We start from the raw sequence: 16,933 nt of genomic DNA, 5'->3' as shown, positions 1-16,933 counted from the left end.
CGATCACCATGTTTCTCTCTGTTTTCGACATGTTCAAAGTGGGTGTTGGCCCATCGTCCTCGCACACGATGGGTCCGATGGTTGCCGGTGCCCGGTTTCTGAATTTGCTGCGCGCCAGCCCGTTTAATCCTGCTGGAGTGCGTGGCTCGCTGCATGGTTCACTGGCGTTTACCGGCGTTGGGCATGCGACAGACCGTGCAACCATACTGGGGCTCGCCGGATTTTTGCCGGAGAACTATGACGCCGCCAAGGCGGAGACTACCCTTGCCGAAATTCGTTCCACAAAGACAGTGCATCCAGAAGGCCTGCCAGAGTTGGGGTTTGATCCCGACAGTGATCTGGTCTTTGACTATGGCCCCGCCCTACCCGGTCACGCGAATGGCATGATCCTGATGGCAACAGACAGTCAGGGCGACGTAATCCTTCAGGAGACTTACTATTCCATCGGCGGTGGTTTTGTTCTGACCGAAAAGGAACTGGCCGAAGGCGCCGCAAAGAAACCTTCGGGAGTGGCCTATCCCTTCCCGTTCAACACAGCAAATCAGATGCTGGCCATGGCAGAAGAAAGCGGCAAAACAATCGCTGAGATGAAACGAGCGAACGAACTTGTGCACCGCAGCCATGCAGAGCTTGACTACGACATGGAACGCATCTGGCAAGTCATGAACGACTGCATTGAACGTGGCCTGATCACTGATGGTATTTTACCCGGTGGTCTGTCTGTTCGCAGACGTGCCAAGGGAATTCACGATGCACTTGTCGCCGAACAGGGCATGAACCTGAGCGCACCACATATCATAAACGACTGGATGAGCGTCTATGCGATGGCGGTGAACGAGGAAAACGCCGCTGGAGGTCAGGTTGTCACCGCGCCGACGAATGGTGCTGCTGGCGTCGTTCCTGCGGTTATTCGTTACTGGCTGGACCATGTCCCCGGGGCGACCTCTACACGTGTCGCTGACTTCATGCTCACAGCCGCCGCTATCGGCGGTTTGGTGAAACACAACGCTTCGATCTCTGGTGCAGAATGCGGTTGCCAGGCTGAAGTTGGCTCAGCAGCCGCGATGGCCGCTGCTGGCCTTTGTGCTGTTCTGGGTGGTTCGGTGAAGCAGGTTGAAAATGCTGCCGAGATCGCACTCGAGCATCATCTTGGGATGACTTGTGACCCGGTGAAAGGTCTTGTTCAGGTGCCCTGTATCGAACGAAACGGCCTAGGGGCGATCAAGGCTGTTTCCGCAGCCTCCTTATCGTTGCGCGGTGATGGCACCCATCTGGTGCCGCTGGACAGCGCGATCGAAACGATGCGCCAGACCGGCGAGGACATGAGCGAGAAATACAAGGAAACCTCTCTCGGCGGGTTAGCCGTCAACGTCCCCAACTGCTGATGGGATCAGTCGCAGCCAAAAGTGATCGTGTCGTGCTTGGTGTGCTCTGCATGATGACCTTCTCGATTTTTGGCCCGCTGATTGATGCCTTCGCCAAACTCGTGCCCAGCGAAATTCCGGTCGGTCAGATCATCGCAGCGCGTTTTGCCGTGCAGGGAATTATGCTTTTGCCGATGGCGGCGATGTTTGGGTGGTTGCACCGACCTAATAACCATGAGCTTGGTTTGCATATTGTTCGCGCCGCGCTGATCCTGCTGGCAACCGGGTGCTTTGTTGCCGCGATCCGCGTTATGCCCTTGGCTGATGCGATTGCGATCTTCTTTGTCGAACCCTTTATTCTCACGCTTCTTGGAGGTTTTTTGCTGGGTGAGGCCATCGGACCTCGCCGGATTATGGCCTGTCTTGTGGGCTTTTGTGGCGCGCTCTTGGTGATTAAACCCAGTTTCGCCGCCTTTGGACCCGTGGCTATGTTCCCGCTAGGAACCGCATTTTGTTTTGCGTTTTATATGGTGCTGACACGGCGCATGGCGGTCGCAATGCATCCGGTTACCTTGCAAGCCTATACCGCCATTGCGGCAATCGGATTGGCCTTTCCCGTTCTGTGGTTCTTTGACGGAAGTGGTTCGGTCGCGCTCGACCCGACGTTTCCGGAGCGATATGGGTTCCTGATGCTTCTGGGTGTTGGCATGTCTGCGACCATAGCACATATTTTTGTCAGCTTTGCCTTGTCACTGGCGCCTGCGGCGACGATCGCCCCCTTTCAGTATCTTGAAATCGTTGCGGCAACCGCACTTGGGTATTGGATTTTCTCTGACCTGCCTGATGCGCTGACGTTTCTGGGAATCGCGATCATCGTCGGCTCTGGCATCTATGTGTTCACACGGGAACGAAGGTTGAGCCGCTTGCCAACACCACCCCCTTAACCACCATTGCCATTTTGCATTCCGCCGCCTAGCGTCGCGCGGATGACACCTGACCGCCCTTTCCTTGGCCTTCTTTTAATGATTGGCTTTTGCGTTCTCGCACCCCTTGGTGACGGGATGGCAAAGATGCTGGGCGACACCATCCCATTAGGCCAGCTTCTGATTGTCCGGTTTGCAGCGCAGGCAATCATCCTGGCGCCAATCGTCATCGCAACGCGACGGCACTGGAAAATGTCGCGGCGCGTCACAACGCTCGCCTTTATACGCAGCCTGCTGCATATCGTCGGTATCGGAGCGATGTTCACCTCGCTTCGGTTTTTGCCACTGGCAGACGCGGTTGCAATTGCCTTTGTGATGCCCTTCATCATGCTGCTGCTTGGTCGTTTCGTGCTGGACGAAGAGGTGGGCTATCGCAGAATTATCGCCTGTTGCGTTGGGTTTGCGGGAACGCTTCTGGTGATACAGCCTAGTTTTTCGGCTGTTGGATTACCGGCACTGCTGCCCCTTCTGGTCGCGGTCGTCTTTGCGCTCTTCATGCTTGTTACGAGACAAATTGCCAAAGAAGTCGACCCTATCAGCCTTCAGGCGGTGAACGGGATCATGGCGTGTGTGGCGCTAACCCCCATTCTTTTGTTCGGGGCGGTAAATGAAATTGCGGCGTTTGGTTTTGTATGGCCATCAACGTTGAACTGGCTGCTTCTTGTCGGTATCGGCGTTCTGGGCACTTCGGCCCATCTGCTGATGACATGGTCGCTGCGTTTCGCTCCCTCGGCAACACTGGCCCCGGTTCAATATCTCGAAATCCCCTTTGCCACGGTGATTGGCTGGATGTTCTTCAGGGATCTTCCAAACGGGCTCGCCGCGATTGGCATTCTGATAACGGTCGGCGCGGGTATTTACATATTGCTCAGAGAGCAGGCAATGGCGCGGCTCGCGACAGAAACACCTTGACGCATTCTGCAAGGGCATCTCGCGGCAGGATCAACAGCATCTTTGCCGCAGAAAAACTCAGGCGCACAGGTCCGATAACGATGTTTGACGTGCCTACCAAACCATCGGGCGCAAATGGAATATCATCTATCGCCCAGCGCAAACCTTCGGACGACCCTCTGACAGGTCCCATTGGAAACAGGGAGACACGGCTGCCAGGCTTGAGATTCAGTTCGGTTTCAGTCGGCGCGAGAAAGGTGATGTCGTGGCCCCCAATCAGAATACACGGCTGATCAGGATAGCGCGCCATGACTGAAAGCGCGGAAAGTTCATGATCTAACCGCGCGCCGTTGAACCCAACACCAAGAATAAGAGGCACTGAGATACGTGAAATGCATTTCTCGAAGTCAGTGGTATCCTGCTCGGCAAACTGATGTAAGCGTTCTGCTGGTATGGCTGCTTTTGTCTCAGAACTTATTGAATCAAAATCACCAATCACTGCCAATGGCATATGGCCTGCTGCAAGCGCGACCTGCGCGCCGCCATCTGCCGCCACGAGATTCGGCGCAATTGCCAGAGCCGCCGCAAGTGCACCGTCAGCAGCAGCCCCCCCCCCGATCAATGTTATTGGGCCCGAATCGTGTATAATGTGTCTTTTCATTGTCGTTTGATGCGATTTTTCGCCTTTGGACACAATGTTGCCCTGAAATGATACCGGAAAAATCCCACATCTGGTCCTTTCTAGGATGCATTCGATGGTAAACAGTTTCTTGCAGGTTTAAGAGAAAGCGAGCAGAACGATGGTCGGAGCGAGCAAAATACTTACGGTCTCCTATGGCACATTTTCGTGCACATTGGAGGGGTTCGACGATTCCTTTTCAACGATGAAGGCAATCGCAGAGTATTTCCGTGATCTGGCGGCAGATGACCGCTACTTTGGTGCAGAGCCGGCGACACCGGATGCCGATATGCTAGCCCGGATCGCTGAGCACGAAATTAAGAAACGCGTTGAAGCTAAGGTTGGCGATAACAGCATTTTGTTGCGTGCGTCCGAAGAGCCCACTTCTTTGCCGCAATCCGAAGCTGAACACGTCGAACAAGAACCTGTATCCGAGCAACCTGCACCTGCCGAAGCCGCTGTTCCAGAAGCGCCCGCTACGCCATCTGTAGAACAAGAGGCAGAACAGCCACGCGAAACATTTGCTGCGCCCGAACCAGAAATTGAAATTTCCGAACCCGTTGCGGAGGCCCCAGCCTCGCCTTTTACGCCCGCCCCTGAGGGCGACAGTGAAAGCGTTGCTGCCAAACTTCAGCGTATTCGCGCCGTTGTAGCGCGCAATCAAAGCGTAGTATCAGCGACTCCTTTCTTTGAAGAAGAGGAGGACGCCGACGTATTTGAAGCAGCACCGCAAGAAGCTGCTGTTGAAGAATTAGCTGAGGTTGAACAACCAGTTTCAGAAGCTGCGCCAGCCGTAGAAGAAGAGCCTGTTGCAGAGGACGTATTTGAAGCGGAAGAAGAGTCTTACGTCGAGGACGCACCCGCGATGGAAGACGAACCAGCGGTTGAAGAAACACTTTTTGTTCCCGAAGAACCCGTTTCGGAACAGCTTGTTTCGGAAGAAACACGGCAAAGCGACGAAGAGGCCGAAAGCACTTTCAACAAAGACGCCGCGTTTGATGATGAGACATTTGATGACGAAGCCTCGGTTGAAGCAAGCGATTTAACTGCGCTTCTTGGTCGGGTTGCCGGAGGTGATGCTGCTGAAACAGCACAAGCCCAGCCCGAAGAAACAGCATCTGCTGACGAAGATCAGGATCTCAGCGCTTTTGTTGCCGCTGACCTGGAAGACCATGAAGATGATGACGCGCCTACTGCCGAAGACGAAGCGCCATTAGAAATAATGGCAGAAGAAGACACAGAAGAAGACGCTGAGCGGCTTGAAGCGGCATCGGCTGCTGCGCAACGCGCGCGTGCTCGTGTCATCAAAATGAAAAGCGAAGACTTTGAGGAAGCCGTTTCATCTGGCGCCCTGGAAGACGCAGTTGAAGCAGAGGGTGCGGATGTCAGTGAAGCCGCACCGGACGTCGCTGAAACAGAAGAAACACCTGAAGATGACACCACCGTATCTGATCTGACACCAGAGCAGGAAGCCGAGCTTATGCAAGAGCTGGCCGAGGTGGAAAAGGAAATGGAAGTAGTGCCCGCTGAACGTAGTGGCCGCGCGATTCTCGACAGTGCAAGCACCGAAGACGAAGCTTCTGTTTCGCGTTTGATGGAAGAAACAAATTCACAGTTGGATAGTCCCGAAACAAGCCGCCGCCGCTCGGCAATTTCGCACCTGCGTGCCGCAGTTGCAGCGACAGTTGCGGAACGTTTGATGGGGAGCCCCAAAGCTGACAAACCAGTGGAAGACGAAGCCGACGCTTTCCGCGCTGATCTTGCCTCTGTTGTGCGCCCAAGCAGCCGCCAGGAAGCACGAAAAGAACGCGGCAAAAACCGCCCAGCGCCACTCGTTCTGGTATCGGCTCAGCGCATTGATACCGATAAAGATAGCTCTGCGACTTCAGATGCCGGTGTTCGGCCGCGTCGCGTTCAAAAAAGCAACGCCACGTTGCGTGAAGTGGACGAAAGCTTTGGCAATGACTCAGAGGATGGTTCTTCTGAGGCGAATACAAATATATTTGCTGAAAACACCAGCTTTAGTGAATTCGCAGAAGGCACCGATGCTACGGAGTTACCTGACCTCCTGGAAGCAGCGGCTGCTTACACAGCATTTGTGCAAGGATTGCCGCATTTCACGCGTCCACATGTGATGCGTCTGGTTGCGCAGTTCCAGGGCGACAATCAGTTCAGCCGCGAAGAAGGCCTGCGCGCCTTTGGTCAGCTTTTACGTCAGGGCAAAATCCTGAAAACAAAACGTGGGCAATTTGAAATTGCCGACACAACGAAATTTAAGCCAGAAGCCCGTTATGCGGGTTAGTGAGAGGCCTTAACGGTCGATCATTTTTTTTATTAAGTGAGTCGGAGTACCGAAAGGTTACTCCGCCTTATTCTCATCTGAAACTTCGTCTGGGTCTGGTTTGCCGACACCGCGAAAAACGAACTTAAATGGCAAGGCCCAAAGCACCCCAAGCCCAACATAAATCGCCAGCTCAAGTACAAACGGCGGCCGTTCGAACAGATTAACCACAGAGATTGCCGCAACGATGTATGCCGGCAATCCAACAATCAAAATCAGCAGCGCAAGACGCCGCCTGGCTTTGTAACTCAGCGCCATCAGTCAGCGAACGGATCAGTGACAAGTATTGTGTCATCTCGCTCGGGCGAGGTTGACAACAGCGCGACCGGGCAATCGATCAGCTCTTCGACGCGGCGTACGTATTTAATAGCATTTGCGGGCAGTTCAGCCCAGCTTCGCGCGCCTTCAGTGCTTTCTGACCAACCCTGCATTTCCTCGTAAATCGGTATGCAACGCGCCTGTTGATCAGCGGCGGTTGGCAGATAATCAAGCCGCGTGCCGTCAAGTTCGTACCCCACACAGATTTTCAGCGTTTCGAAGCCGTCCAGAACATCCAGTTTGGTCAACGAAATGCCATTCACTCCGCTCGTAGCACAGGTCTGGCGCACCAGACACGCATCAAACCAGCCACAACGCCGCTTGCGTCCGGTCGTCGTGCCGAATTCATGGCCCCGCTCGCCCAGCATTTGGCCGTCTTCGTCAAACAATTCTGTTGGGAACGGGCCTTCGCCGACACGCGTTGTGTAAGCTTTCACGATACCCAGCACAAAATCAATGGCACCCGGCCCGACCCCGGTACCGGTTGCGGCCTGTCCTGCGATCACATTGGAGGACGTAACAAACGGGTAAGTCCCGAAATCAATATCAAGCAGCGCACCTTGCGCGCCTTCAAAAAGAATGCGTTTACCCGCTTTGCGCTTTTCATTCAGGACTTTCCAGACGGGGGCTGCGTATTCCAGTATCTTTGGCGCAATCTCCTGAAGCTGCGCCAAAAGGTCATCTCGGTCGATGGGCTCCAGGCCTAAGCCGCTCCGTAACGCATTGTGATGGATCAGGGCGCGGTCTACGCGCAACTCCAGCGTCGCTTTGTCTGCAAGATCTGCCACGCGGATCACCCGGCGCCCCACTTTATCCTCGTAGCACGGGCCAATTCCACGCCCTGTTGTACCGATTTTAGCAACCGAATTCTGCCCCTCACGTGCGCGATCAAGTTCGCCGTGAAATGGCAGAATGAGCGGCGTGTTCTCGGCAACCATCAGCGTTTCAGGTGTAATTGTCACACCCTGTTCTCTAAGGCCTTCGATTTCCTTGACGAGATGCCAGGGATCAAGAACAACACCATTTCCTATCACGCTCAGCTTGCCTTCGCGTACAACGCCCGAAGGCAGAGCGTGCAATTTGTACACTTCGCCCTCGATGACCAGTGTATGGCCCGCATTATGCCCGCCCTGGAACCGCGCGATCACATCCGCGCGTTCACTGAGCCAGTCAACAATCTTGCCTTTGCCTTCGTCGCCCCATTGCGCGCCGACTACTACTACGTTGGCCATGTCTCTCTCCGCAAATGCGTTAAAACCCGGCCTCCTATAGCCCTGTTATGCGTGTCGTGAAACCGCAAATTCGCCGCAGGACTGGACAGAGGCCGTTTTATTCGGCAAATCCTGTACAGGGAAAGAGGTTGTATCATGGCGTTTTTCTTACGTTGGGCCTTTGCTTTTGGCTTGTTGGCAATGACATTCAACCCAACCGAGTGGAACTACACTCGGTGGGCGATGGGCAATTACACCGACGAATTGCCAATAACGGTGCTGCTTGGTCTTTTATTGGTCATTGGCTACATCATCTACCTTCGTGCGACCTTAAGATCGATCGGTGGCTTTGGTATGTTCCTGGTCTTTGCCGTTATCGCCGCATTGATCTGGGTTTTAGCTGACTGGGGTGTTTTGACTCTTGAGAATACAAGCATGAATATCTGGCTTGGTATATTCTCTCTCTCTGTCGTGTTGGGTGTTGGGCTGAACTGGAGCCATGTGCGCCGCGTTTTATCAGGACAGGCTGACATGGATGACACGGGCGACTAGAATTGTTCAGCGTAGTTCACACCTGTGGCCAGACCTGGTGCCTCCGGCGGGGATATTTTTGGAAACTGGTAACTTTAAGCGATAACCTCTGCTCGTTCGTAGGGAAATGACGGTCGCAAAGGGGTTGCGGGGCGCGGCCGGAGCGCCTAGATAACCGCAACGAATGCAGTCAAGGTTGCCTTATGGAAAATGTACTTCTCATCGTCCACCTGATCCTCGCTCTGTGCCTCATCGGCGTGGTGCTTTTACAGCGCTCTGAAGGCGGCGGCCTTGGAATTGGCAGCGGTGGTGGTGGCGGCGGCGGCGTGATGTCGGGCCGCGCGGCAGCAACAGCACTTGGGAAATTGACCTGGCTTTTTGCAATCGCTTTCATTGCGACTTCTATCGCTTTGACAGTGATTGCCGCTCAGAAATCGTCTGGGGCATCGGTGATTGACCAGCTTGGTGCGACACCGGTTGAAGAGGAAACGATTCCCGCAATACCGGCGGGCAGCGACCTTCTGCCACCTTCGACAGGTGACGTTTCGCTGACGCCACCGGCTGCAACAGAATAGACATAAACCACAATAATTTGAGCCGGAAAGATTTTGTGCCGCATCATCTTGCGGTCTGGTTGCCTTCGGCGTGCGAATCCTTTATATCTTAAATCCCGTGATGATGCGGTTCTTTTGGGCCGGATAACGCACAAAAAGACGCAAATATTTCACGGGAGATGCCAACCGAATGGCACGATTTGTTTTCATCACAGGTGGTGTGGTTTCATCGCTGGGCAAAGGTCTGGCGTCCGCAGCTTTAGGTTCTTTGCTACAGGCACGTGGCTTTTCAGTAAGGTTGAGAAAGCTCGACCCCTATCTGAACGTCGATCCGGGAACGATGTCGCCGTTTGAGCATGGCGAAGTTTTTGTAACAGACGATGGTGCGGAAACCGACCTCGATCTTGGACATTACGAACGCTTTACCGGCGTGGCCGCGCGAAACACCGATTCTGTTTCATCGGGGCGTGTTTACTCAACGGTCCTCGAGAAAGAGCGCCGCGGAGACTACCTCGGGAAAACGATACAGGTCATTCCTCATGTGACTAATGAGATTAAAGACTTTATTTCAATCGGCGAAGATGAAGTCGATTTCATGCTTTGCGAAATTGGTGGCACAGTCGGCGATATTGAGGCTCTGCCGTTTTTTGAAGCCATCCGACAGTACAGCCAAGACAAGCCACGCGGTGAATGTATATTCATGCATCTGACGCTGTTGCCCTATCTGGCAGCCAGTGGCGAGCTTAAGACAAAACCAACCCAGCACAGCGTTAAGGAACTACGGTCGATCGGGATCGCACCTGATGTTCTGGTTTGCCGGTCGGAGCATCCTATCCCGGAAAAGGAACGTGAAAAGATAGGGCTCTTCTGCAACGTACGCAAAGAGAGCGTTATTGCGGCCTACGATCTCAATTCAATCTACGAGGCACCTTTGGCCTATCATCGCGAGGGGCTGGATCAGGCGGTCCTGGATGCCTTTGGTATTTCCCCTGCCCCAAAACCGGATCTAACCGTTTGGGAAGATGTGGCTGACCGCATCCACAACACAGATGGCGAAGTTAATATCGCAATTGTAGGAAAATACGTTCAGCTTGAAGACGCCTATAAATCGATCAAAGAAGCACTGACACACGGCGGCATGGCCAACCGCGTCAAGGTGAACGTCGAATGGGTTGATGCCGAGATTTTCGATACTGAAGACGCTGCGCCCTACCTTGAAGGGTTTCACGCCATTCTGGTTCCAGGCGGCTTTGGAGAGCGCGGCACCGAAGGAAAAATCAAGGCAGCCGAATTTGCGCGCACGCGAAAGGTGCCTTATCTGGGCATCTGTCTGGGCATGCAGATGGCCGTTATTGAAGCGGCACGCAATGTTGCCAAGCTCGCAGATGCAGGGTCTGAGGAATTTGATCACGAGCTAGGAAAGAAACGTTTTACACCCGTGGTTTATCACCTGAAAGAATGGGTGCAGGGCAACCACAAGGTGGAACGGAAAGTTGGCGACGACAAAGGTGGAACCATGCGATTGGGCGCCTATGACGCGACGCTTCTGGAAGGGTCAAAAGTCGCTGGTATCTATGATTCCACCCACATCGAAGAGCGCCACCGGCACCGTTATGAGGTCGACGTAAAGTACCGTGAAAAACTTGAAGCGTGCGGTTTGAGTTTTTCAGGCATGTCGCCGGACGGGCGTCTGCCAGAGATCGTTGAATGGAAAGATCACCCTTGGTTCATTGGCGTTCAATTCCATCCGGAACTGAAATCAAAGCCTTTCGCCCCGCATCCGTTGTTTGCTGATTTTGTCCGCGCTGCGATAGAGTCTTCCCGCCTCGTCTAAACATTTTCGCTTCGGGAAAGTCTGCACTATACTGCTTGCATGACCCTATGGCGTTTTTTGGTTGCATGCCTGGCCCTGACCATTGCTGCGGAACGTGCCGCCGCCTGCAGCGAGCCTGTCTGTATTGTTGACTATCAAAGTCTTCGTCTTTCAAAGATCATAACGTTCGAAGATTTGCCCAGTTCTATGGGACCGGGGCAAAAAATTGATGACGTTCTTGTGCAAAATGGCGCAAAGTTTGGTGAGCGATTTGCAGGTCAGGTCCGGCAGGCAGACGGCGACTACGACCGCATAGTGGGTCAAGCCAAGAGCCCCCTGACAACACGCGCTGGCAGCACTGATGAATCTCTCGGAATCCAACGGTTGTACGACAGCAATGTACTACTGGGTTACGGACCCAACCGGTATCCGCACCGCGATGCAATAGGTGAAGGTGCAATTGCAGTTCTCTTTGATATTGACCAATCCGCGTTTGGTTTTCGTCTGCGCGGAGGCGAAGACGGGTACGCGAGCATTATTTTCCATCGTCGTGACGGCACGGAAATTTCTTCAATGAGGCTTGGCCCTTTGGGCGAAGATTCCTTTGGGTTTGTCCGGCAAGACAAAGTGCCCGACATCGCCGGGTTCACGCTACACAACAACGATCCGGCGGGAATAGCGATTGATGATCTGATCTTTGACGATTCATTCCAAATCGGTAAGATAGCAACCGTTCAAACCCAACAGCCGGGTTAAGAGCTCTTTCCAAGTTCAACCTACCCCATTGGCAGTAGGTAAATCCTCGACTATATCGGAAACATGTTTGGACAACTTCTTAAACGCCTCATCGAGCCGCAAACCGAACCGCTTCCAGATACTGACGCACGCCTTGCGCTTGGCGCATTGCTGGTACGGATTGCAAAATCAGATCACAGCTATGCGGTGGAAGAGATTTCGCGGATCGACCGGATTTTGGCGAGCCGCTATAACCTGAACGCTGTTGAAGCGGCGAAGCTGCGTGCACATTGCGAAAAAGTTGAACATGACGCTCCGGACACCGTTCGGTTTACGCGCGCCATAAAAGATGCCGTTCCTTATGAAGACCGCGAAGCGGTTGTCGAAGCACTGTGGGATGTTGCCCTTGCGGACGGAATGCGAAGCGACGAGGAAAACTCGATCCTCAGAATGGCGTCCAGTTTTCTTGGTGTGAATGACCGTGACAGTGCGCTGGCACGACAACGCGTTGAAGCGGGAAGAAAATGATTGCGCACTTCGGTATGTACGACCGCGCAGAAACTGCGGAGGCGAATAATCGACTTTGGTCAGCAATACGCACGCAGCTGGGGTACGGGCCGGACACTTTAACGTGTGACGGTGATTTCTTTGAAATCTGGCAAAACCCCGACTTGCTGCTTTCTCAGACATGTGGCTATCCATATCGCGCACGCCTGCACGGGCATGTTACATTGGTTGGAACACCGGACTATGGCCTGGCAGACTGCCCTGCCGGCTATTACAACAGTGTTTTTGTCGCGCGGGCAGATGACCCCAGGTCGGAGCTTAAAGATTTCAATGGCGCGTGTCTGGCGTACAACGACGCGCTATCACAATCCGGTTGGGCTGCTCCGCGTGTTTATTGCGATGCGAACGGAATTTCACTTGGGTCACTTTTCCAAAGCGGTGCTCATGCAGCTTCAGCACGTGCAGTTCATGAAGGGCAGGCGGATTTTGCGGCGCTTGATGCGATAACATGGTCTATGATTGAAAGATGGGACCCCTTCGCCAAAGACTTGCGTGTGCTGGCGCACACGCCCTGCACACCTGGCTTGCCGCTGATTTCAGCAAAAGGCGCGGACAAGGCCAAACTTTTCAATGCGATTGCGAGCGCGATAGAAGATATCACCCAGCAAGATCGTGACACACTGTCGATTTACGGCTTTGTTGACATTCCGGCAGAACTGTATCTGGCAATCGAAAACCCACCATCCCCATGACAGAATGGCCGTTTTTTCCGCCTAAATGACTAAATGTGTTGGAACGATACGTAATTTGAACGTTGCATTAGCTGTTTTTTTCGGAATTACTGCGAGCCTGAAACAATAAAGACAACGGTTTAACGTGAACGACACCAAAACACCCGTCATCGAAATTCGTGGACTTCATAAGGCGTATGGCCAACTTGAAGTTCTTAAAGGTGTAAGCCTCTCAGCTCATAAGGGCGATGTCGTATCGTTGATTGGCTCTTCCGGCTCTGGAAAATCCACACTGCTCAGGTGCTGTAATCTTCTTGAGGACAGCCAACAGGGCGAAATTCTTTTTGACGGTGAACCGATAAAATGGCGCGGCCAGGGCCATTCCCGACACCCTGCTGACAAAGAGCAACTGATCAAAGTTCGCACAAATCTGTCGATGGTTTTTCAGCAGTTCAATCTGTGGGCCCATATGACCATCCTGCAAAACGTGATGGAAGCACCGCTTACAGTTTTGAAGCGTGATCGCGACCAAGTCGAGGCGAGCGCACGCGCCTATCTGGAAAAAGTGGGAATTGGCGATAAATGTGACGTTTATCCTGCGCAGCTGTCCGGCGGGCAACAGCAAAGGGCGGCGATCGCACGGGCATTGGCGATGGAACCACAAGCCTTGCTGTTTGATGAACCGACCTCCGCACTTGACCCGGAATTGGAACAAGAAGTTGTAAAGGTCATCAAGGATCTTGCCAAAGAAGGCCGCACAATGCTGCTCGTCACGCACGATATGCGGCTTGCTGCCGATGTATCAGATCATGTGATCTTTCTTCATCTGGGGCTTATTGAAGAAGAAGGCCCCCCTGCCGAACTATTCCGCAACCCTAAAACCGAACGTCTGAAACAGTTTCTAAGTGCAACAGTTTCAGAGTAAATTACGCGAACCACCATGGGAGAATCTATCATGAAAAAACTTATCTTAACCACTGCTGTCTTGGCGCTGAGCGCTGGTTTTGCAATGGCCGACACCGTTCGTCTTGGTACGGAAGGTGCGTATCCTCCATATAACTTCATTAACGATGCAGGTGAAGTTGACGGCTTTGAGCGTGAGCTGGGCGATGAGCTTTGCAAACGTGCGAGCCTGGAATGCGAATGGGTCACAAACGAGTGGGATTCTATCATTCCCAACCTCGTATCTGGAAACTACGATGCCATTATCGCTGGCATGTCGATCACTGAAGAACGTGATGAAGTTATTGATTTCACACAAAATTACACACAACCTGACCCGTCAGCCTATGTTGCACTGTCAGCAGATGCAGACATTGAAGGCGGTGTTATCGCTGCTCAGTCCGGTACGATCCAGGCGAGCCACATCGCTTCATCAGGTGCCACGCTGGTTGAATTTGCGACACCAGATGAGACAATCGCAGCAGTTAAAAATGGCGAAGCTGACGCAGTGCTTGCGGACAAAGCGTATCTTGCGCCAATCGCCGATCAGGATTCAGACCTGACATTGATTGACCAGGACGTGTTGTTGGGCGGCGGTGTTGGCTTGGGCTTGCGCGAAAGTGACTCGGAACTGCGTGACAAGTTCGATGCCGCAATCCAGTCCATGAAAGATGACGGCTCGCTGGACGAACTGATCACCAAGTGGTTCGAGGGTAACGCAGCCCTCTTCGGATCAAGCTCATAACAAACAAAGGCGGGGCCGACATCGGCCCCGCTTTTCACATGGGGTGAACATGTTTTCCTTCTGCGCCGATCCCGAAACACTATCAGGCCTGACGTGGGTCAGTTGCTACCTGACAACGGGTAAGCACATGGGGTTTTATGCCTCGTTTGGTACTGTGATGTTGTTGCTTCTTGTAACCGCACCTACGGCACTTCTGTTTGGCTTTGGCGGCGCGATGGCTGCGCGATCAGTGGTGGCCCCAATCCGCTGGTTCGGAAAATCCTACACCTCAATTGTTCGCGGTGTTCCTGACATTGCTTTCTTTCTTTTCTTTGTTATTGCGCTGGACCAGGGCATCGAATGGATGCGGCACAAAGTAAAATGCCCCGATTGGCCCGAGGCCGTTCGCCAGGGCAACGACTTTGTCGTCTGCTCTGAAGCCAAGATGCCACTTTCTTCTTCTGCACAATGGGTGCACGAGATTTACGGGTTTTCACTGGCGGTTCTGACTTTTGCCATCGTGTTTGGTGCCTTTGCTGCGAATGTTCTTTTTGGCGCTATGCGTGCTGTTCCGCGCGCGCAAATCGAAACCGCAGAAGCCTACGGTATGTCACGCAGGCAGGCGTTCTGGCGTATTCTGGTGCCGCAAATGTGGGTCTATGCCCTGCCCGGTCTTAGCAATCTCTGGATGATTCTGATCAAGGCGACACCGCTTCTGTTTCTTCTGGGCGTCGAAGACATTGTCTATTGGGCGCGCGAGCTTGGCGGGTTGAAGACCAACGCCTTTGCTTATCCGCACCCGGATTGGCGGCTTTGGTACTTCCTTGGATTGCTCGTTTTTTATCTGGTTCTGACACGGGTTAGCGAAATAGCTCTGGCTCGTATGATGACAAAACTGACACATGGTCAGGCCACAACCGGTGGCGAAGCCCAGAGAAAGGCCGCTGCATGAGCTGTCTTGAAACCATACAGGCCTATGGGTTGCGTTCAATTGGGATAGGTGAACGGCTATTGCCGCGCTCTGATTTCACGCTATGCGATCAGTTTACCCTGATCGGCTCTGGCATGATCTGGAACATTTACTTCGGTGCGCTCGCGCTTTTCATCGGGTTTTTCATGGCAACCGGCCTCGCGCTTGCCAAATTTAGCTCCAATATCTGGCTGCGCAAACCCGCCGAATGGTTCATTTTCATTTTGCGTGGCTCACCACTTTTCATTCAGTTTTTCCTCGCCTACGAAACCTTTGTTCTGCTGCCAAAAGTCGGTGTTGATATCAATCTAGGGTTTGCTGAAATCACCGCTGAAACCCGCTGGCTGACCAAGGCCTGGCTTGGTGCGCTTATCGTATTGTTTTTAAACACTGCTGCGTACTCCGGAGAGATTTTCTATGGTGCGCTTCGCTCTATTCCCAAAGGTGATGTAGAGGCCGCAGATGCTTATGGTCTTACTGGGTGGACCCGTTTCAAGCGCATTATCTGGCCAACCATGCTGCGTCTGGCATGGCCTGCCTACACAAATGAAGCGATCTTCTTGTTTCACGCTACAACACTGGTCTTCTTCTCTGGTTTTCCGGCGTGGCAGCAGCGTGGGGACGCGCTTTATTATGCGAACTATTTCGCAGATAAAACGTTCAACCCCTTTGTGCCTTATCCAATTTTAGCTGGTTATTTCATTTTACTAACCCTTTCTGTCATCACCGTTTTTGGTTTGATAAACCGGAAGCTCAACCGACATCTCCCGCAAGAACAGCGGCGAAAAATGCGGATCCGCCCACAGTTTATGCGCTAGAAACTTTTACTGATTGCCAAATGCTTTCCTAGGCATTGGCCCTTCTAACGAGGTCAGTATTCATGAAAATCGGCATACTGGAATGCGGCCACACCGAGGGTGAAATCGCTGAAAAGCACGGCACCTTACCAACGTTGTTTGCAAATCTGCTAGATGGGCATGGTTTTACCTTCGAGAACTGGGATGTCGAAAACCGGGTTTTTCCACCGGATGAATTCGCCGCGGACGGCTGGCTTGTGACAGGCTCAATTCACGGGGTTTACGAAGATCACGCGTTTATCCCAGCATTGGAAATCTTTGTCAGGCAGGCCTACAGCGCTAGCGTGCCAACAGTTGGCATCTGTTTTGGCCACCAGTTGATTGCACAGGCCCTCGGGGGGCGCGTTGAAAAGTTTCAAGGTGGATGGATGATCGGACATCAGGTTTACGATTTTGAGGAACACGGCGAACTAGGACTGAACGCCTGGCATCAGGATCAGGTTATTGAGCGTCCGACTGATGCACGTGTTATCGCATCGAACGATTTTTGTACCAATGCAGCGTTGCTTTATGGCAATCGCGCGCTGACAATTCAGGCGCATCCAGAACTTGGTGGCCCCATTATCGCAGCCTATCTAAAAATGTGTCGCGGCACACGTGATTACGATGATGCAATTATGGACAGGGCGGAAGAGAACCTGACAAGGCCTGACGCCTCTGCTTTCATTGGCGACCAGATCGCGTCCTTTTTCAAAGCTGCGTATCTTGCTCGATAGTCTGCAAAGCAGTCTCAAGAAACGGTTTTCCGTAATGTAAGAAACAAATGACCTGACCTGCTCCGC

General features: G+C 53.0%; 18 protein-coding genes. 15 read left to right on the top strand and 3 right to left on the bottom strand.

Annotated features, from left to right (window positions below; translation table 11 throughout):
• Positions 1 to 8: 8 nt before the first annotated feature.
• From MWU63_RS13985 to MWU63_RS13975, 3 genes are read left to right on the top strand one after another with little or no spacing between them, the layout of a single operon-like run.
• Positions 9 to 1,385, top strand: a complete 1,377-nt coding sequence (locus MWU63_RS13985) for an L-serine ammonia-lyase (protein ID WP_213890609.1) — start codon at positions 9 to 11, stop codon at positions 1,383 to 1,385.
• The gene (locus MWU63_RS13980; protein WP_246531794.1) at positions 1,385 to 2,308 is read left to right on the top strand and encodes a DMT family transporter; all 924 of its coding nucleotides are present in this window, start codon (positions 1,385 to 1,387) and stop codon (positions 2,306 to 2,308) included. The genes MWU63_RS13985 and MWU63_RS13980 overlap by 1 nt, the downstream gene beginning before the upstream one ends.
• 42 nt (positions 2,309 to 2,350) lie before the next feature.
• Entirely contained in the window at positions 2,351 to 3,259 is a 909-nt protein-coding gene (locus MWU63_RS13975) for a DMT family transporter (RefSeq protein ID WP_247078395.1), read from the top strand.
• On the opposite strand, the gene MWU63_RS13970 is transcribed toward MWU63_RS13975, so the two are convergent.
• Positions 3,216 to 3,899 (bottom strand): thiamine diphosphokinase, encoded by a 684-nt coding sequence (locus MWU63_RS13970; protein WP_247078393.1) that lies wholly within the window; start codon positions 3,897 to 3,899, stop codon positions 3,216 to 3,218. The genes MWU63_RS13975 and MWU63_RS13970 overlap by 44 nt on opposite strands.
• Positions 3,900 to 4,038: 139 nt before the next feature.
• On the opposite strand from MWU63_RS13970, the gene MWU63_RS13965 reads away from it, so the two are divergent.
• Complete coding sequence (locus tag MWU63_RS13965) at positions 4,039 to 6,219, top strand: hypothetical protein (RefSeq protein WP_213890606.1); 2,181 nt, start codon at positions 4,039 to 4,041, stop codon at positions 6,217 to 6,219.
• A gap of 57 nt (positions 6,220 to 6,276) precedes the next feature.
• Here MWU63_RS13965 and MWU63_RS13960 read toward each other — a convergent pair whose 3' ends face one another.
• Both MWU63_RS13960 and MWU63_RS13955 read right to left on the bottom strand, forming a co-directional pair.
• On the bottom strand, positions 6,277 to 6,516 hold the full coding sequence (locus MWU63_RS13960; RefSeq protein WP_213890605.1) for a DUF2842 domain-containing protein: 240 nt from the start codon (positions 6,514 to 6,516) through the stop codon (positions 6,277 to 6,279).
• Positions 6,516 to 7,808 carry an adenylosuccinate synthase gene (locus MWU63_RS13955; protein WP_213890604.1) on the bottom strand — a complete coding sequence of 431 codons (1,293 nt, stop codon included), beginning with the start codon at positions 7,806 to 7,808 and terminating at the stop codon, positions 6,516 to 6,518. The genes MWU63_RS13960 and MWU63_RS13955 overlap by 1 nt, the downstream gene beginning before the upstream one ends.
• Before the next feature lie 135 nt (positions 7,809 to 7,943).
• Here MWU63_RS13955 and MWU63_RS13950 point away from each other — a divergent pair, with 135 nt between their 5' ends.
• The 11 genes from MWU63_RS13950 (at position 7,944) to MWU63_RS13900 (ending at position 16,867) form a co-directional block, all read left to right on the top strand.
• Positions 7,944 to 8,339, top strand: a complete 396-nt coding sequence (locus MWU63_RS13950; protein ID WP_213890603.1) for a DUF6524 family protein — start codon at positions 7,944 to 7,946, stop codon at positions 8,337 to 8,339.
• Between the two features lie 182 nt (positions 8,340 to 8,521).
• Complete coding sequence (gene secG, locus MWU63_RS13945) at positions 8,522 to 8,893, top strand: preprotein translocase subunit SecG (protein ID WP_213890602.1); 372 nt, start codon at positions 8,522 to 8,524, stop codon at positions 8,891 to 8,893.
• A gap of 169 nt (positions 8,894 to 9,062) precedes the next feature.
• Entirely contained in the window at positions 9,063 to 10,706 is a 1,644-nt protein-coding gene (locus MWU63_RS13940) for a CTP synthase (RefSeq protein WP_213890601.1), read from the top strand.
• A 39-nt stretch (positions 10,707 to 10,745) separates the two neighbouring features.
• Positions 10,746 to 11,441 (top strand): hypothetical protein, encoded by a 696-nt coding sequence (locus tag MWU63_RS13935; protein ID WP_213890600.1) that lies wholly within the window; start codon positions 10,746 to 10,748, stop codon positions 11,439 to 11,441.
• Between the two features lie 63 nt (positions 11,442 to 11,504).
• On the top strand, positions 11,505 to 11,948 hold the full coding sequence (locus tag MWU63_RS13930) for a TerB family tellurite resistance protein (protein WP_213890599.1): 444 nt from the start codon (positions 11,505 to 11,507) through the stop codon (positions 11,946 to 11,948).
• Positions 11,945 to 12,679: a PhnD/SsuA/transferrin family substrate-binding protein gene (locus tag MWU63_RS13925; protein WP_213890598.1), complete on the top strand. Its 735-nt coding sequence runs from the start codon at positions 11,945 to 11,947 to the stop codon at positions 12,677 to 12,679. The genes MWU63_RS13930 and MWU63_RS13925 overlap by 4 nt, the downstream gene beginning before the upstream one ends.
• A gap of 124 nt (positions 12,680 to 12,803) precedes the next feature.
• Positions 12,804 to 13,583: an amino acid ABC transporter ATP-binding protein gene (locus tag MWU63_RS13920; protein WP_247078391.1), complete on the top strand. Its 780-nt coding sequence runs from the start codon at positions 12,804 to 12,806 to the stop codon at positions 13,581 to 13,583.
• A gap of 30 nt (positions 13,584 to 13,613) precedes the next feature.
• Positions 13,614 to 14,345: a transporter substrate-binding domain-containing protein gene (locus MWU63_RS13915; RefSeq protein WP_213890596.1), complete on the top strand. Its 732-nt coding sequence runs from the start codon at positions 13,614 to 13,616 to the stop codon at positions 14,343 to 14,345.
• A gap of 49 nt (positions 14,346 to 14,394) precedes the next feature.
• On the top strand, positions 14,395 to 15,276 hold the full coding sequence (locus MWU63_RS13910) for an ABC transporter permease subunit (protein WP_213890595.1): 882 nt from the start codon (positions 14,395 to 14,397) through the stop codon (positions 15,274 to 15,276).
• Positions 15,273 to 16,112 (top strand): ABC transporter permease subunit, encoded by an 840-nt coding sequence (locus MWU63_RS13905; protein ID WP_247078384.1) that lies wholly within the window; start codon positions 15,273 to 15,275, stop codon positions 16,110 to 16,112. Before MWU63_RS13910 ends, MWU63_RS13905 begins: the two co-directional genes overlap by 4 nt.
• 62 nt (positions 16,113 to 16,174) lie before the next feature.
• Positions 16,175 to 16,867 carry a type 1 glutamine amidotransferase gene (locus MWU63_RS13900; protein ID WP_213890593.1) on the top strand — a complete coding sequence of 231 codons (693 nt, stop codon included), beginning with the start codon at positions 16,175 to 16,177 and terminating at the stop codon, positions 16,865 to 16,867.
• Positions 16,868 to 16,933 lie beyond the last annotated feature (66 nt).

This window comes from Pseudohalocynthiibacter sp. F2068 (assembly GCF_023015645.1).
In the GTDB taxonomy this organism is placed as follows: Bacteria; Pseudomonadota; Alphaproteobacteria; order Rhodobacterales; family Rhodobacteraceae; genus Pseudohalocynthiibacter; species Pseudohalocynthiibacter aestuariivivens.
The sequence above is the reverse complement of the archived record's forward strand: the minus strand, read 5'-3'. Positions and strand labels throughout refer to the sequence as shown.

Coding starts and splice junctions, on each gene's coding strand:
- MWU63_RS13970 (WP_247078393.1), bottom strand. CDS start 3,899: ATGAAAAGACACATTATACACGATTCGGGCCCAATAACATTGATCGGG.
- MWU63_RS13955 (WP_213890604.1), bottom strand. CDS start 7,808: ATGGCCAACGTAGTAGTAGTCGGCGCGCAATGGGGCGACGAAGGCAAA.
- MWU63_RS13905 (WP_247078384.1), top strand. CDS start 15,273: ATGAGCTGTCTTGAAACCATACAGGCCTATGGGTTGCGTTCAATTGGG.
- MWU63_RS13985 (WP_213890609.1), top strand. CDS start 9: ATGTTTCTCTCTGTTTTCGACATGTTCAAAGTGGGTGTTGGCCCATCG.
- MWU63_RS13980 (WP_246531794.1), top strand. CDS start 1,385: ATGGGATCAGTCGCAGCCAAAAGTGATCGTGTCGTGCTTGGTGTGCTC.
- MWU63_RS13940 (WP_213890601.1), top strand. CDS start 9,063: ATGGCACGATTTGTTTTCATCACAGGTGGTGTGGTTTCATCGCTGGGC.
- secG (WP_213890602.1), top strand. CDS start 8,522: ATGGAAAATGTACTTCTCATCGTCCACCTGATCCTCGCTCTGTGCCTC.
- MWU63_RS13915 (WP_213890596.1), top strand. CDS start 13,614: ATGAAAAAACTTATCTTAACCACTGCTGTCTTGGCGCTGAGCGCTGGT.
- MWU63_RS13925 (WP_213890598.1), top strand. CDS start 11,945: ATGATTGCGCACTTCGGTATGTACGACCGCGCAGAAACTGCGGAGGCG.
- MWU63_RS13975 (WP_247078395.1), top strand. CDS start 2,351: ATGACACCTGACCGCCCTTTCCTTGGCCTTCTTTTAATGATTGGCTTT.
- MWU63_RS13900 (WP_213890593.1), top strand. CDS start 16,175: ATGAAAATCGGCATACTGGAATGCGGCCACACCGAGGGTGAAATCGCT.
- MWU63_RS13930 (WP_213890599.1), top strand. CDS start 11,505: ATGTTTGGACAACTTCTTAAACGCCTCATCGAGCCGCAAACCGAACCG.
- MWU63_RS13910 (WP_213890595.1), top strand. CDS start 14,395: ATGTTTTCCTTCTGCGCCGATCCCGAAACACTATCAGGCCTGACGTGG.
- MWU63_RS13950 (WP_213890603.1), top strand. CDS start 7,944: ATGGCGTTTTTCTTACGTTGGGCCTTTGCTTTTGGCTTGTTGGCAATG.
- MWU63_RS13960 (WP_213890605.1), bottom strand. CDS start 6,516: ATGGCGCTGAGTTACAAAGCCAGGCGGCGTCTTGCGCTGCTGATTTTG.
- MWU63_RS13935 (WP_213890600.1), top strand. CDS start 10,746: ATGACCCTATGGCGTTTTTTGGTTGCATGCCTGGCCCTGACCATTGCT.
- MWU63_RS13965 (WP_213890606.1), top strand. CDS start 4,039: ATGGTCGGAGCGAGCAAAATACTTACGGTCTCCTATGGCACATTTTCG.